The following is a 14,657-nucleotide window of genomic DNA, read 5'->3' on the forward strand; positions in this document are numbered from 1 at the left end:
GCCGTAACTATAACGGTCCTAAGGTAGCGAAATTCCTTGTCGGGTAAGTTCCGACCCGCACGAAAGGTGTAACGATTTGGGCACTGTCTCAACCAGAGACTCGGTGAAATTATAGTACCTGTGAAGATGCAGGTTACCCGCGACAGGACGGAAAGACCCCGTGGAGCTTTACTGTAGCCTGATATTGAATTTTGGTACAGTTTGTACAGGATAGGCGGGAGCCATTGAAACCGGAGCGCTAGCTTCGGTGGAGGCGCTGGTGGGATACCGCCCTGACTGTATTGAAATTCTAACCTACGGGTCTTATCGACCCGGGAGACAGTGTCAGGTGGGCAGTTTGACTGGGGCGGTCGCCTCCTAAAGTGTAACGGAGGCGCCCAAAGGTTCCCTCAGAATGGTTGGAAATCATTCGTAGAGTGCAAAGGCATAAGGGAGCTTGACTGCGAGACCTACAAGTCGAGCAGGGACGAAAGTCGGGCTTAGTGATCCGGTGGTTCCGCATGGAAGGGCCATCGCTCAACGGATAAAAGCTACCCCGGGGATAACAGGCTTATCTCCCCCAAGAGTCCACATCGACGGGGAGGTTTGGCACCTCGATGTCGGCTCATCGCATCCTGGGGCTGTAGTCGGTCCCAAGGGTTGGGCTGTTCGCCCATTAAAGCGGTACGCGAGCTGGGTTCAGAACGTCGTGAGACAGTTCGGTCCCTATCCGTCGTGGGCGTAGGAAATTTGAGAGGAGCTGTCCTTAGTACGAGAGGACCGGGATGGACGCACCGCTGGTGTACCAGTTGTTCTGCCAAGGGCATAGCTGGGTAGCTATGTGCGGAAGGGATAAGTGCTGAAAGCATCTAAGCATGAAGCCCCCCTCAAGATGAGATTTCCCATAGCGTAAGCTAGTAAGATCCCTGAAAGATGATCAGGTTGATAGGTTCGAGGTGGAAGCATGGTGACATGTGGAGCTGACGAATACTAATAGATCGAGGACTTAACCATATAATATGTAGCAAATGTTATCTAGTTTTGAAGGAATATGCCTTCATAGTTTGGTGATGATGGCAGAGAGGTCACACCCGTTCCCATACCGAACACGGAAGTTAAGCTCTCTAGCGCCGATGGTAGTTGGGACCTTGTCCCTGTGAGAGTAGGACGTCGCCAAGCAACTAAAAACACAAGTCATTTGACTTGTGTTTTTTTGTATTGTTAAAAAGAATGGGAAAGAAGTAATGGAAATACAAACACGTTGCCCAAGAGTTAATCATATTATATAAAAGATGGGTGTATATTTTTCTGTAAATTGTTAAGGATTAGAAGTATAAAATAGGTTCACTTAAATAGGGAGGGAAGATTATGACATTACAAAGTGAAGTTTGTATTGTTTGTGAGACAAAAAGAAAAGAAGGTATATATGTTTATAATAATTTAATATGCCATGAATGTGAAAAGGATATGGTGAATACAGAGACAGATGATCCGAAATATATATATTATTTAAAGCAGCTTCGAAAATTAGAAGTATCATATTTTTAAATAGGCATATGCCTATTATTTTTTTTGTTCTGTATAATAGATAGAGAATGAATAATAAGGAAGAGATGTAGATGAATCAAAATCGTATGCCTTTATATGAGGCGTTAATAGAGTTTAAAGAAAGAGGGCCGTTATCCTTTCATGTTCCTGGTCATAAGAATGGTTTAAACTTCCCTCAGGAGGCAATAAGAGAGTTTAAAGGTATTCTATCTATTGATGTAACTGAATTAGCAGGACTAGATGATTTGCATAGTCCGTTTGAATGTATAGATGAGGCACAACAATTATTGGCTGAAGTTTATAATACAAAGAGAAGTTATTTTTTAATTAATGGTTCAACAGTCGGGAACTTAGCAATGATTTTGTCTTGTTGCGGGGAACATGATATTGTTCTTGTACAAAGAAATTGTCATAAATCAATTATTAATGGTTTAAAACTTGCGGGAGCAAATCCCATTTTTTTAGATCCATGGATTGATGAAGCTTACAACGTACCAGTGGGAGTTCGTAATGAAATTATTAAGAACGCAATTAGAAAGTATCCAAATGCGAAAGCACTTATTTTAACGCATCCTAATTATTATGGTATGGGGATGGATTTAGAGGCAAGCATCGCTTTTGCACATGCACATAAAATCCCTGTTTTGGTAGATGAGGCACATGGGGCACATCTATGTTTGGGAGAACCATTTCCGAAGTCAGCATTAACATATGGTGCAGATATTGTAGTTCATTCTGCACATAAAACATTACCCGCAATGACAATGGGTTCCTATTTACATATAAATAGTCATTTAGTAGACGAAGATAAGGTTACTACTTATTTAAGTATGCTACAATCTAGTAGTCCATCGTATCCAATTATGGCTTCCTTGGATATAGCACGCTTTACAATGGCGCGTATAAAAGAAGAAGGTCACAGTGAAATTGTTGAGTTTTTACGAAGATTTAAGGAACAATTACGTTCTATTCCCCAAATCGCCATTTTAGAATATCCGTTGCAAGATGAGTTAAAGGTCACCGTACAAACTCGTTGTCAGTTATCAGGGTACGAATTACAGTCTGTATTTGAAAAGGTCGGTATATATACAGAGATGGCTGATCCGTACAATGTCCTATTTATTTTACCCTTACAAGTAAATGAGGGATATATGAAGGTTATAGAGATGATCCGAGTAGCATTGCAACATTATGAGGTGAAAGACAAGAGGGAATCTATTCGTTATACTTATAATGGTGAATTCTCTCTTTTACCGTATACGTATAAACAACTAGACGGATATGAAACAAAGATAGTATCTATAGAAGATGCTGTTGGAATGATAGCGGCGGAAATGGTGATTCCGTATCCACCTGGAATTCCATTAATTATGTATGGAGAGAGAATTACTTCAGAGCATAAAGAGCAAATTATGTATTTAGAAAGAGCAGGAGCTCGTTTTCAAGGTAATACGAAATATATGAAAGTGTATGATATAGAAAGTAGGTTTTAGGATGAAGGGATTATTTGTAACAATTGAGGGCCCAGAAGGTTCAGGTAAAACAACGTTAATTAAAAGCTTATTGCCATATTTTGAACAAAAAGCACAAAAGGTAATGGCGACAAGGGAACCAGGCGGTATTGCAATTTCTGAGGACATTAGGACGATTTTACATAAACAAGAATATACGATGATGGAAGCACGTACAGAAGCGCTTCTTTATGCTGCTGCGCGCAGACAACATTTAGTAGAAAAAGTTATGCCAGCACTTAATGAGAACTACCTCGTGTTATGTGATCGTTTTATAGATAGCTCTTTAGCATACCAAGGCTATGCAAGAGGATTGGGTATGGATAAGGTATTTGAAATAAATCGTTTCGCAACAGAGGACTGTATGCCTAGTTTAACAATTTATCTAGACATTGAGCCTGAGGTTGGTTTGGCTCGGATTGAAAAAGATGCAGGACGTGAAGTAAATCGACTAGATATGGAAGATATCTCTTTCCATAAACGTGTGCGCGAAGGGTATTTACAAGTTGTAGAACGTTTCTCGGATCGTATTGTATTGGTAAATGCTGATCAACCGATGGAAAAACTTATAGAAGAAGTTGTTCAGATTATAGAAGATAAATTGTTATAATAGAAGGAAAGAATGAAATAAGTGAGGTATGCATTATGACGAAGACGTGGGAGCAGCTTTCTGCTATACAACCCATCGGTGTAAAAATGTTGATGAATAGCATTGCAAAAGAGCGTATATCCCACGCTTACTTGTTAGAGGGAGGGAAAGGGACAGGAAAGTTTGCGACAGCAATTCAAATGGCAAAGAGTTTCCTCTGTTCTGAGCGGAATGGAGTAGAGCCCTGCCATGTATGTACAAACTGTAAGCGAATTGATTCAGGTAACCACCCTAACTTACATATTGTAAAACCAGACGGATTATCTATTAAGAAGCAGCAAATTCATGATTTACAAGAAGAGTTTTCCAAAACAGGATTAGAGGCAAATAAAAAAATATATATTATTGAGCACGCAGATCGTATGACAGCAAATGCGGCAAATACACTTTTGAAATTTTTAGAAGAACCAAGTAGTGATACAACTGCTATTTTACTTACTGAACAAAGTCATCAAATTTTAAATACGATTTTATCTCGCTGCCAAGTTGTTACGTTTAGACCGTTACCTACGGAATCTTTAATTAGAAGATTACAGGATGAAGGGATTACAGCATCTTTATCGACACTTGCTGCTCAACTTACAAATAGTTTTGATGAAGCTTTAGCTTTATGTAGTGATGAATGGTTTGCACAAGCACGAGCTTTAGTGATAAAATTATGTGAAGCGCTCGAAAAAGATAAAACCTCTATTTTTTTTGTACAAGAAAAATGGGGAAAACACTTTGGAGAGAAAGAACAATTACAGCAAGGTTTAGATATGTTACTCCTTATTTATAAGGATTTATTATATGTTCAACTTGGAGAAGAAGATCGTCTTGTTTTTCATGAGCAGAAAGAGATGTTTGAATCGTTTTCCTATGCTCAGAAGCGCATTGTATCAGCTCTCTTTAATATATTAGAGGCAAAAAATAGAATCAACGCTAATGTAAATGCGCAGCTTGTGTTCGAACAGTTAGTGTTGCGGTTGCAGGAGGGATGACCGTTTTGTATGATGTAGTAGGTGTTCGCTTTAAGAAGGCCGGAAAGGTATATTACTTTGATCCAAACCAGTTCGATATCTCTGAAAATGAGTTTGTCATTGTAGAAACGGTAAGAGGTATTGAATACGGAAAAGTAGTTATTACCAAAAAACAAGTTGATGAAAACGACGTTGTATTACCGCTAAAAAAGGTTATTCGTATTGCAAATGAAAATGATCGTACCATTGTTGAAGAGAACAAACATGCTGCCAAAGAAGCATATCAAGTTTGTCAACAAAAGGTAGTAGAGCATAATCTTGATATGAAACTTGTAGATGTAGAGTATACATTCGATCGTAATAAGATTATTTTCTATTTTACTGCGGATGGTCGGATCGATTTCCGCGAACTAGTGAAGGACTTAGCCGCAATTTTTAGAACAAGAATTGAACTAAGACAAATTGGTGTTCGTGATGAAGCGAAGATGCTAGGTGGTATTGGTCCATGTGGTCGTATGCTTTGTTGTTCTACTTTTTTAGGGGATTTTGAACCTGTATCCATTAAAATGGCAAAGGATCAAAATTTATCATTAAATCCTGCAAAAATCTCTGGTTTATGTGGTCGCTTAATGTGTTGCTTAAAATATGAGAATGATGAATATGAGGCAGCAAAGGAACAACTTCCTGATTTAGATCAACGTATACAAACCCCGCATGGTACTGGCCGTGTTATCGGATTAAATATTTTAGAAAGATTAATTCAAGTGGAACTAGTAGACAAGGAACGGATAGTAGAATATACGTTAGATGAGTTAGTGAATAAAGGGGTCGTTTCGAGTCAAACCACAGATTAATGAGGTGGGTGCTTGTGGAGAAAAAAGATATTTTTGAATCGGTTTCTAGTATGGAAGAGCAAATTGGACATTTATATAAACAGTTGGGAGAGTTAAAACAGCATCTTGCAGAGTTGTTGGAAGAAAACCAACATATAAAAATGGAAAATAACAATTTGCGACACCGTTTTGAAGAAGTGCAGAATAAAGAAAAACAAAAAACTCAAAAACGTAAAGAAGTGAAGCCGAAAACAGATATTGGTGAAGGCTATGACAATTTAGCGAGACTATATCAAGAAGGTTTTCATATTTGCAATCTACATTATGGAAGTGTACGTAAAGAGGGAGATTGTTTGTTCTGTCTTTCATTCTTAAATAAAAAGTGAAATTACCTTTCCAATTATAATTGGAAAGGTAATTTTTTATACATGAAATAGGGTAGGTTAAGGGTAAGAAAAGGAGCAGTATATGAATTTATATGAAGATGAACGTTTAGATTACTTATTAGCACAAGACATGAAGATTATACAAAGCCCATCAGTATTTAATTTTTCTTTAGATGCCGTTTTACTTGCAGATTTTGCATGGGTACCAATTCAAAAGGGGAATTTACTTGATTTGTGTACAGGTAACGCGGTTGTTCCCCTTCTATTAAGTACAAGAACAAAAGGAAATATTACTGGTGTGGAAATTCAAGAACGCTTATATGATATGGGAGTAAGAAGTGTTCAATACAATGGGTTGGAAGAAAGAATTCACCTCATACATGGAGATTTGAAAGATATGCCAGAGAAACTTGGGCGTCATCAATATGATGTTGTTACATGTAATCCACCATATTTTCAAACACCTCAAACTTCAGAGAAAAATATGAATGAACATTTAGCGATAGCTCGTCATGAAATTATGTGTACATTAGAAGATGTTGTATCTGCAAGTAGTCAGTTAGTAAAACAAGGTGGGAAAGTAGCGTTTGTACATCGTCCAGGGCGATTACTAGACATTGTCACATTAATGCGTAAATATAAAATTGAACCAAAGCGTGTGCAATTTGTTTATCCTAAGGTTGGAAAAGAAGCAAATACATTGTTAATTGAAGGAATTAAGGATGGAAATGCAGATTTGAAAATTTTACCGCCTCTCGTTGTATATGAGAACAATAACGAATATACAAAGGAGCTACGTTCAATTTTATATGGAGAAGAATAAGCACTTTTTTTATGTGGTAGAGTGCTCTGATGGAAGTTATTATGCTGGATATACAAACCATATAGAAAAGAGAATTCAGACTCATAATAGCGGCAAAGGGGCTAAGTATACACGCGTCAGGCTTCCTGTCGTTTTAAAATATGTAGAGACCCACGATGATAAGCGTACAGCTATGCAAGCGGAGTATTACTTTAAGCAATTAACGAGAAAACAAAAAGAGGCATATATGCAAAAAGGAGAACGCTATGTGGCAACAAAAAAGCTTTCAACAAAATGAAAAGGGAGTTTTATATTTAGTACCAACTCCTATTGGAAATCTAGAAGATATGACATTTCGTGCAATCCGAATTTTAAAAGAAGTTGATTTAATTGCTGCTGAAGATACGAGACAAACGAAAAAACTTTGTAATTATTTTGAAATTGAAACACCTGTCACGAGTTATCATGAGCACAATAAAGAAGTAAGTGGGAAGAAACTATTAGAGAAATTAGAGGATGGAAAGAATGTAGCACTTGTTAGTGACGCTGGTATGCCGTGTATTTCTGATCCAGGTTACGATATTGTCGTTGAGGCAGTAGCTGAGCAATATCATGTAATTCCGCTTCCTGGAGCAAATGCAGCCCTTACAGCATTAATTGCATCCGGTCTTGAAACAAAGCAGTTTTATTTCTATGGTTTCTTGCAGAGAAACAAAAAGGAACGGAAGATGGAGTTAGAAAAGCTTCGTTATGTACAAACTACAATGATGTTTTATGAAGCACCTCATCGTTTAGATGATACTTTAATTTCGATGCAGGAAGTGTTGGGAAATAGAGAGATTGTATTATGTCGAGAGTTAACGAAAAAATTTGAGGAATTTATTCGAGGAACAATCGAAGAAGCAATTGAGTGGACGAAGCAAAATGAAGTACGTGGTGAGTTTTGTATTTTAGTAGCTGGTTCAACAGAAGAACCTGCTCCAGAAGAACAATGGTGGGAATCTCTTTCGGTATATGATCATATTGAATATTATATAAATGAAAAAAGTATGAATTCAAAAGAAGCGATTAAAACAGTCGCTAAAGATCGAGATTTGTCGAAAAGAGATGTATATCAAATCTATCATGTCGATAAAAAATAAGCTTCTCATAATTGAGAAGCTTATTTTGCTGTTTCGATATAATCTTGAAGTTCGTTTAAGATTTGCTCAGCGCCTTCTTTGCTTAAGATGATTTTACCTTCAGCTAAAGAAAGGTTACCGTCAGATACTTCACCAGTTACTTGGCAAGTCATGTTTGGTTTATATTTCTTTAAGATGATTTTTTCGTCATCAACATAGATTTCAAGAGCATCCTTTTCTGCAATACCTAAAGTACGGCGTAATTCGATTGGAATTACTACACGACCTAATTCATCAACTTTACGAACAATACCAGTAGATTTCATAATTTTTTTCCTCCTAAATAAATAGTTTATAAGTTTCGAGTCTATTTTTAGATTCGTCATTTTTCGACAAAATACCCTATGGACATATGATACCAATCATTTACATTTCCGTCAATTCTTAAATTCTATATTTTTTAAAAAGATTTATAGATTTCTTATTTCTTATATATAATAGATTGAGAGGAAATTCCACAATTATTTACATTATTTTCTGAAAAAATAATAAATTCAAAGTGGATATTGTATATTTTTTTGAAATATGAGCAATAGATGATAAAGATATCGAGCATTAAGACCTAAATTGAAAATTAGGTTGGCGTAAAGAAGATAAGTTAGATTTGGGCTGCTCGTAAAAGCCCAATTAACGTGGGCTAATAATTAGTGGGGAGGAACAAAAACCCTACTGATTAAAGTTTCACTTTATATATGAGTTTTTGATATACTGTTTATAAATACATATGAGGTTATTCGGGAGGTCCAAAACAATGACAGAGGAAAATAAGTCCTTTTATATTACTACCCCAATTTATTATCCAAGTGGAAAATTACACATTGGACATGCTTATACGACAGTAGCAGGAGATGCGATGGCACGATATAAGCGTATGCAAGGTTATAATGTGCATTATTTAACAGGAACTGATGAGCATGGACAGAAGATCCAAAAGAAAGCAGAAGAGTTAAATATTACGCCACAGGCATATGTTGATAACATTGTTGCAGGAATTAAAGAGCTTTGGGAGAAGATGGATATTTCTTATGATGATTTTATTCGTACAACTGAAGATCGTCATAAAGATGTTGTCGAAAAAATCTTTAAACAATTAGTAGATCAAGGTGACATTTATCTTGATGAATATGAAGGTTGGTATTCTGTACAAGATGAGACGTTCTATACAGAGCATCAATTAGTAGATCCAATTATGGAAGGCGACAAAGTAGTTGGAGGAAAAAGCCCAGATAGTGGTCATGATGTAGAACTTGTTCGTGAAGAATCTTATTTCTTTAGAATGGGTAAATATGTCGACAGACTATTAAAGTTCTATGAAGATAATCCACATTTCATTCAGCCGGAGTCTCGTAAAAATGAAATGATTAATAATTTTATTAAACCAGGATTAGAAGATTTAGCAGTTTCTCGTACTTCATTTGACTGGGGAGTTCGTGTTCCTGGTAACCCAAAACACGTTATTTACGTATGGGTTGACGCATTATCTAACTATATTACGGCGTTAGGTTATGGAACAGCAAATGAAGAGAAATATAAAAAATTCTGGCCTGCAGATGTGCATTTAGTTGGGAAAGAAATTGTTCGTTTCCATACAATTTATTGGCCGATAATTTTAATGGCATTAGATTTACCTCTTCCGAAGAAAGTCTTTGCTCATGGCTGGATTTTAATGAAGGATGGAAAGATGAGTAAGTCAAAAGGAAACGTAGTAGATCCAGTTACATTAATCGATCGTTACGGATTAGATGCATTACGTTATTACTTACTTCGTGAAGTTCCATTTGGATCTGATGGCGTATTTACACCAGAAGGATTTGTGGAGCGTATTAATTTCGACTTAGCAAATGACTTAGGTAATTTATTAAATCGTACAGTAGCTATGATTGATAAGTACTTTAACGGAGAAATCCCTGCATTTAAAGCAAATGTGACGGAATTTGATGAAACGTTAGTAGCGTTTGCACAAGATACTTTGAAAAAAGTAGAAGAAGCAATGGAGAATATGGAGTTCTCTGTAGCGTTAGGATCTATTTGGCAACTAGTTAGTCGTACGAATAAATATATTGATGAAACACAACCATGGGTATTAGCAAAAGATGAGAATGATCGTGAAAAGTTAGCCTCTGTAATGGCTCATTTAGCAGAAGTACTTCGTCAAACAGGTATTATGCTTATGCCATTCTTAACAGTAGCACCAAGCAAGATGTTTGCTCAGCTTGGCCTTACTGATGAAGCTCATAAATCTTGGGAAAGTCTATCTACAATTGGCTGCATTCCAGCTGGAACAAAAGTAGAAAAAGGAAACCCAATTTTCCCTCGTTTAGAAATGGAAGTGGAAGTAGAGTACATTAAAGAACAAATGAAAAGCTCTGCTCCTAAAGTAGAAGAGAAAAAAGAAGAAGAACCGAAGGCAGAAGAAATTACAATTGATGATTTCTTTAAAGTAGAATTACGCGTAGCTGAAGTACTATCTGCTGAACCTGTGAAAAAAGCAGACAAGCTGTTAAAAATTCAACTAGACTTAGGTACAGAAAAGCGTCAAGTTGTTTCTGGAATTGCAAAATTCTATTCGCCGGAAGACTTAAAAGGTAAAAAGGTTATTTGTGTAACAAACTTAAAACCTGTAAAATTACGCGGTGAATTATCGCAAGGTATGATTTTAGCGGGTGAAGAGAATGGCGTATTGTCATTAGCATCAATTGACCAAAATCTACCAAATGGTACAAAAATCAAGTAATTAAGACAAGAAAAGAGATGTTTCACGTGTAACATGTGTGAAGCGTCTTTTTTCTTTTTACACTCTCTATTTTTGCATTAAGATTGTAGTATTGTTATCGTTAAGTTATTAAAGAACTTATTTTTGTAGAATAAACTGGATTTCAATATAAAAGGAGTTATGTATTATGTTGTTTGATACACATTCACATTTGAATGCAGAGCAATTCGAAGGAGATTTGCAAGAGGTTATTGCCCGAATGAAAGAAGCGGGAGTTACTTATACAGTTGTTGTTGGTTTTGATGAAGTAACGATAAAAAAGGCAATGGAATTAGCTGAAGCCTATGATTTTATTTACGCTGCGGTTGGGTGGCACCCAGTTGATGCAATCGACATGACAGAAGAACATTTAGCTTGGTTAGAAGAACTTGCTTCTCATCCTAAAGTCGTTGCACTTGGAGAAATGGGCTTAGATTATCACTGGGATAAGTCTCCAAAAGAAATACAGAAAGAAGTATTCCGTAAACAAATTGCATTAGCGAAAAAAGTAAAATTGCCGATTATTATACATAACCGCGATGCAACTCAAGATATTGTTGATATTCTAGAAGAAGAGAATGCAGCTGAAGTAGGAGGCATTATGCATTGCTTTAGCGGCAGCGTAGAGGTAGCAGAGCGATGTGTTGATATGAACTTTTTAATTTCGTTAGGTGGACCAGTTACATTTAAAAACGCTAAGAAGCCGAAAGAGGTTGCTACGGAGATTCCATTAGAGAAATTGTTAATAGAGACGGATTGTCCGTATTTAACACCGCATCCATTTCGAGGGAAACGAAATGAACCGAGTTATGTAAAACTCGTAGCAGAAGAAATTGCGAATTTAAAAGGAATTTCTTATGAGGAAGTAGCAGAAATGACAACTAAAAATGCAAAAGCTTTATTTGGTGTTGAATAAAAAAGAATGGGGAAACCTGTTCTTTTTTATTTTGAGAAAAACTAGTAGAAGTGATGAAGAAAATAAATGTGAATGATGAAGTGTTACAATAAGGACAGAGAACAAAGATTTTTCTATTCTATTTTTTAAAATATAAGAATGGGGAAAATAATAATGGAAAAGTCGTCATTTTTTTGTTTTACTAAGTAGAGACGAAATGAGTGTGGAGGCAAGCATGAAAATAAAAGAGATTATCGTTGTAGAAGGTAAAGATGATACAGTTGCGATTAAGCGTGCTGTTGATGCGGATACAATTGAAACGAACGGTTCAGCAATCGGTGATCATGTTATTGAGCAAGTTAAATTAGCGCAGCAAAAAAGGGGCGTTATTATTTTCACAGATCCGGATTATCCTGGAGAGCGTATTCGAAAAATTATTTCTGACAAGGTTCCTGGCTGTAAGCATGCCTTTTTACCGAAGGAAGAAGCGCTTGCTAAAAGGAAAAAGGGTGTTGGGATCGAACACGCTTCTAATGAGTCGATTCGCCGCGCTCTAGAGAATATACATGAAGAAATGGAAGCTTACACAAGTGAAATTAGTTGGAGTGATTTAGTCGATGCAGGCTTAGTGGGCGGAGAAATGGCAAAGAGCCGCAGAGAAAGAATGGGTAAGCTATTAAAGATTGGTTATACAAATGCAAAACAGTTACATAAACGATTACAGATGTTTCAAGTTTCAAAGGAATCATTTGCAGAAGCTTATAAGCAAGTAATACAGGAGGAAAAAAAATGAAGGATATCGCAACGCCAAATCGTACAAAAGACATTGTTGAAAAGTATGGATTTTCATTCAAAAAAAGTTTAGGACAAAACTTTTTAATTGATACAAATGTATTAAATCGTATTGTCGATCATGCAGAAATTGGTTCAGAAAGTGGTGCAATTGAAATTGGACCAGGTATTGGTGCATTAACAGAGCAATTAGCAAAGCGTGCTAAAAAAGTAGTGGCTTTTGAAATTGATCAAAGACTATTACCAATTTTAGATGAGACGTTAGCGCCATATGGCAACGTTACAGTTATTAATAAAGACGTACTAAAAGCAGATGTACATGAAGTATTTAATGAGCAATTTGAAGAAGGGCAAGATGTAATGGTAGTAGCTAACTTACCATACTATATTACAACGCCAATTTTATTTAAATTGCTTGAAGAAAAGTTACCAGTTCGTGGATTTGTTGTTATGATGCAAAAAGAAGTTGGAGATCGTTTAGCTGCTAAACCCGGAACGAAAGAGTATGGTTCTTTATCGATTGCCATTCAGTATTATACAGAGGTTGAAACAGTTATGACTGTACCGCGTACAGTGTTTGTACCACAGCCAAACGTTGATTCTGCAATTATCCGCCTTCTAAAGCGTCCTAAACCGGTTGTAGAGGTGACAGATGAAACGTTCTTCTTTGAAGTAGTACGAGCAAGTTTCGCACAGCGCCGTAAAACTTTAATGAATAATTTATCAAATAATTTAAATGGTTTCCCGAAAGATAAGGAGTTATTGGATCGAATTTTAACAGAAGTAGGAATTGATCCAAAGCGAAGAGGCGAAACGCTATCTATTGAAGAGTTTGCAACATTAAGTAATGCATTAGTTCTTCATAAATTATCATAAGAATATGAAAGGGACAGTTCAACTTGAACTGTCCCTTTTGTCACCTTTCTCTCTCTAAATTCATACTTTAAAAACAGGTAAGATGGCCTAATGAGTTTGGAGGTAGGAGAATGGTTTTACATGTTGGAGAATTAGTGGAACGATATTCTCATAAGAGGGATATTCTTTTTCGTATTATAGAAATAAAAGGTGAGATAGCTATATTGTTTGGAGAGGAAATTAGACTGGTGGCGGATGCGCCACTTGAAGATTTAATTAGTATAGATCAAAGAGAACATAAAAAAAGGGTGAAGCGTGAGAAAGAAACAATGGAGCGCACGTATCGTTTGTTTCAACAAGATTATGTACTGATGAAACAAAGGCATGAACATACTTCAACTGGTGGATACACAAGTGAGGTGAATTATTTTCAAATGCCGGGACGTGTATTGCATATAGATGGAGACCCTTTATATTTGCGCAAGTGCTTAGACTTATATAACAAAATTGGCGTTCCTGTTCAAGGTATTCATTGTAAAGAAACGGAGATGCATGAAAAAGTAGTAGACTTAATAGATCACTTTCGCCCAGACATTCTCGTTATTACAGGGCATGATGCATATACAAAATCAAAAGGAGTGAAGGGAGATTTAGCGGCATATAGGCATTCAAGGCATTTTGTACAGGCTGTTCGTGAAGTGCGAAAAAAATATCCATCACTGGATCAACTTGTTATTTTTGCTGGGGCATGTCAATCACATTTTGAGGCACTAATTCGTGCAGGGGCCAATTTCGCTAGTTCACCATCTAGAATTAATATTCATGCACTAGATCCTGTATATGTAGTTGGTAAAATTAGTTTTACTTCATTTATGGAGAGAGTCAATGTATGGGATGTCGTACGTAATACAATTACTGGTGAAAAGGGACTAGGTGGAATTGAAACGAGAGGGATTTTACGAACGGGATTACCTTTTCAACATTACGAAGAGTAAGCAGGATACATATGTATCTTGCTTTTTTGTATGGAAGGATTTAAATGAATTTGGATAAAAAGAGGTAAGAACGTACAGACTACGTAATGATACTTTTACAATATAGTATTTCTTCTATCTATTCAAACGCAGGATGATATTAGCTGTGAATCGCGGTTAATAATTAGGATAGATATATCGTGCTTTAAGTGTTCAATCTAAATTACAGCGAGGTGTAGCGAAGTATATGTCAAAACGTTTAGATGAAATTAAAAGCGAATTAGATCACCATCTTGGACAACGACTTATGTTAAAAGCAAATAGTGGAAGAAGAAAAACTGTGGAGCAATCAGGTGTACTAGCAGAAACATACCGTTCCGTTTTTGTTGTACAATTGGATCAACAAGAAGATGCGTTGCAACGTGTATCTTATAGTTATGCAGATGTTTTAACAGAGACAGTAGAGTTAACATTTTATGGAGACCCTCATAATGAGGTCATTTTATAATCCGTATATCATTACATATATTCCCATAAATGA

The 14,657-nt window shown here is 36.4% G+C and carries 16 protein-coding genes and 2 rRNA genes (1 of these 18 cut by a window edge); 17 read left to right on the forward strand and 1 reads right to left on the reverse strand.

The features are described 5' to 3' along the window. The 11 genes from DN399_RS00170 to rsmI all read left to right on the forward strand — a co-directional run. Positions 1-993, forward strand: a 23S ribosomal RNA gene (locus DN399_RS00170); it begins 1,929 nt to the left of the window's first position. Between the two features lie 49 nt (positions 994-1,042). After that, positions 1,043-1,158, forward strand: a 5S ribosomal RNA gene (gene rrf / locus DN399_RS00175). A 189-nt stretch (positions 1,159-1,347) separates the two neighbouring features. Further along, entirely contained in the window at positions 1,348-1,527 is a 180-nt protein-coding gene (locus DN399_RS00180; protein ID WP_000175076.1) for a sigma factor G inhibitor Gin, read from the forward strand. Between the two features lie 71 nt (positions 1,528-1,598). After that, a complete protein-coding gene (locus DN399_RS00185) occupies positions 1,599-3,020 on the forward strand; it encodes an aminotransferase class I/II-fold pyridoxal phosphate-dependent enzyme (protein WP_006920522.1) in 1,422 nt (473 codons plus the stop codon). A gap of 1 nt (position 3,021) precedes the next feature. Next, on the forward strand, positions 3,022-3,648 hold the full coding sequence (tmk, locus tag DN399_RS00190) for a dTMP kinase (RefSeq protein WP_000677218.1): 627 nt from the start codon (positions 3,022-3,024) through the stop codon (positions 3,646-3,648). Positions 3,649-3,683: 35 nt separating this feature from the next. After that, positions 3,684-4,667, forward strand: a complete 984-nt coding sequence (gene holB, locus DN399_RS00195) for a DNA polymerase III subunit delta' (protein ID WP_000169561.1) — start codon at positions 3,684-3,686, stop codon at positions 4,665-4,667. A gap of 5 nt (positions 4,668-4,672) precedes the next feature. Further along, a complete protein-coding gene (locus tag DN399_RS00200; RefSeq protein WP_000272429.1) occupies positions 4,673-5,500 on the forward strand; it encodes a PSP1 domain-containing protein in 828 nt (275 codons plus the stop codon). Positions 5,501-5,514: 14 nt separating this feature from the next. Then, the gene (gene yabA, locus DN399_RS00205) at positions 5,515-5,865 is read left to right on the forward strand and encodes a DNA replication initiation control protein YabA (protein ID WP_000412063.1); all 351 of its coding nucleotides are present in this window, start codon (positions 5,515-5,517) and stop codon (positions 5,863-5,865) included. Between the two features lie 82 nt (positions 5,866-5,947). Next, positions 5,948-6,688, forward strand: coding sequence for a tRNA1(Val) (adenine(37)-N6)-methyltransferase (locus tag DN399_RS00210; protein WP_001055366.1), 741 nt, complete (start codon positions 5,948-5,950; stop codon positions 6,686-6,688). After that, positions 6,675-6,965, forward strand: a complete 291-nt coding sequence (locus DN399_RS00215; protein WP_000414350.1) for a GIY-YIG nuclease family protein — start codon at positions 6,675-6,677, stop codon at positions 6,963-6,965. The genes DN399_RS00210 and DN399_RS00215 overlap by 14 nt, the downstream gene beginning before the upstream one ends. Further along, positions 6,934-7,809 carry a 16S rRNA (cytidine(1402)-2'-O)-methyltransferase gene (rsmI, locus tag DN399_RS00220; protein ID WP_000267821.1) on the forward strand — a complete coding sequence of 292 codons (876 nt, stop codon included), beginning with the start codon at positions 6,934-6,936 and terminating at the stop codon, positions 7,807-7,809. Before DN399_RS00215 ends, rsmI begins: the two co-directional genes overlap by 32 nt. A 20-nt stretch (positions 7,810-7,829) precedes the next feature. Here rsmI and DN399_RS00225 read toward each other — a convergent pair whose 3' ends face one another. After that, entirely contained in the window at positions 7,830-8,114 is a 285-nt protein-coding gene (locus DN399_RS00225; RefSeq protein ID WP_000843036.1) for a transition state genes transcriptional regulator AbrB, read from the reverse strand. 485 nt (positions 8,115-8,599) lie between these two features. On the opposite strand from DN399_RS00225, the gene metG reads away from it, so the two are divergent. The 6 genes from metG to veg all read left to right on the forward strand — a co-directional run bounded on the left by metG (position 8,600) and on the right by veg (position 14,624). Next, the gene (metG, locus tag DN399_RS00230; RefSeq protein ID WP_000134132.1) at positions 8,600-10,582 is read left to right on the forward strand and encodes a methionine--tRNA ligase; all 1,983 of its coding nucleotides are present in this window, start codon (positions 8,600-8,602) and stop codon (positions 10,580-10,582) included. 166 nt (positions 10,583-10,748) lie between these two features. Beyond that, positions 10,749-11,516 (forward strand): TatD family hydrolase, encoded by a 768-nt coding sequence (locus DN399_RS00235; RefSeq protein WP_006915843.1) that lies wholly within the window; start codon positions 10,749-10,751, stop codon positions 11,514-11,516. Positions 11,517-11,730: 214 nt separating this feature from the next. Further along, entirely contained in the window at positions 11,731-12,288 is a 558-nt protein-coding gene (rnmV, locus tag DN399_RS00240) for a ribonuclease M5 (protein ID WP_000692835.1), read from the forward strand. Then, entirely contained in the window at positions 12,285-13,163 is an 879-nt protein-coding gene (rsmA, locus tag DN399_RS00245; RefSeq protein WP_000651548.1) for a 16S rRNA (adenine(1518)-N(6)/adenine(1519)-N(6))-dimethyltransferase RsmA, read from the forward strand. Before rnmV ends, rsmA begins: the two co-directional genes overlap by 4 nt. 110 nt (positions 13,164-13,273) lie before the next feature. After that, entirely contained in the window at positions 13,274-14,137 is an 864-nt protein-coding gene (gene yabG / locus DN399_RS00250; RefSeq protein WP_000242868.1) for a sporulation peptidase YabG, read from the forward strand. Between the two features lie 226 nt (positions 14,138-14,363). Beyond that, complete coding sequence (gene veg / locus DN399_RS00255) at positions 14,364-14,624, forward strand: biofilm formation stimulator Veg (protein ID WP_000044347.1); 261 nt, start codon at positions 14,364-14,366, stop codon at positions 14,622-14,624. Positions 14,625-14,657: the final 33 nt, after the last annotated feature.

The sequence above is a fragment of the Bacillus sp. AR4-2 genome, assembly GCF_008274865.1.
Classification (GTDB): Bacteria; Bacillota; Bacilli; order Bacillales; family Bacillaceae_G; genus Bacillus_A; species Bacillus_A cereus.

Coding starts and splice junctions, on each gene's coding strand:
- DN399_RS00235 (WP_006915843.1), top strand. CDS start 10,749: ATGTTGTTTGATACACATTCACATTTGAATGCAGAGCAATTCGAAGGA.
- DN399_RS00185 (WP_006920522.1), top strand. CDS start 1,599: ATGAATCAAAATCGTATGCCTTTATATGAGGCGTTAATAGAGTTTAAA.
- DN399_RS00225 (WP_000843036.1), bottom strand. CDS start 8,114: ATGAAATCTACTGGTATTGTTCGTAAAGTTGATGAATTAGGTCGTGTA.
- rnmV (WP_000692835.1), top strand. CDS start 11,731: ATGAAAATAAAAGAGATTATCGTTGTAGAAGGTAAAGATGATACAGTT.
- rsmI (WP_000267821.1), top strand. CDS start 6,934: ATGTGGCAACAAAAAAGCTTTCAACAAAATGAAAAGGGAGTTTTATAT.
- tmk (WP_000677218.1), top strand. CDS start 3,022: ATGAAGGGATTATTTGTAACAATTGAGGGCCCAGAAGGTTCAGGTAAA.
- DN399_RS00215 (WP_000414350.1), top strand. CDS start 6,675: ATGGAGAAGAATAAGCACTTTTTTTATGTGGTAGAGTGCTCTGATGGA.
- yabG (WP_000242868.1), top strand. CDS start 13,274: ATGGTTTTACATGTTGGAGAATTAGTGGAACGATATTCTCATAAGAGG.
- veg (WP_000044347.1), top strand. CDS start 14,364: ATGTCAAAACGTTTAGATGAAATTAAAAGCGAATTAGATCACCATCTT.
- DN399_RS00180 (WP_000175076.1), top strand. CDS start 1,348: ATGACATTACAAAGTGAAGTTTGTATTGTTTGTGAGACAAAAAGAAAA.
- metG (WP_000134132.1), top strand. CDS start 8,600: ATGACAGAGGAAAATAAGTCCTTTTATATTACTACCCCAATTTATTAT.
- holB (WP_000169561.1), top strand. CDS start 3,684: ATGACGAAGACGTGGGAGCAGCTTTCTGCTATACAACCCATCGGTGTA.
- rsmA (WP_000651548.1), top strand. CDS start 12,285: ATGAAGGATATCGCAACGCCAAATCGTACAAAAGACATTGTTGAAAAG.
- DN399_RS00210 (WP_001055366.1), top strand. CDS start 5,948: ATGAATTTATATGAAGATGAACGTTTAGATTACTTATTAGCACAAGAC.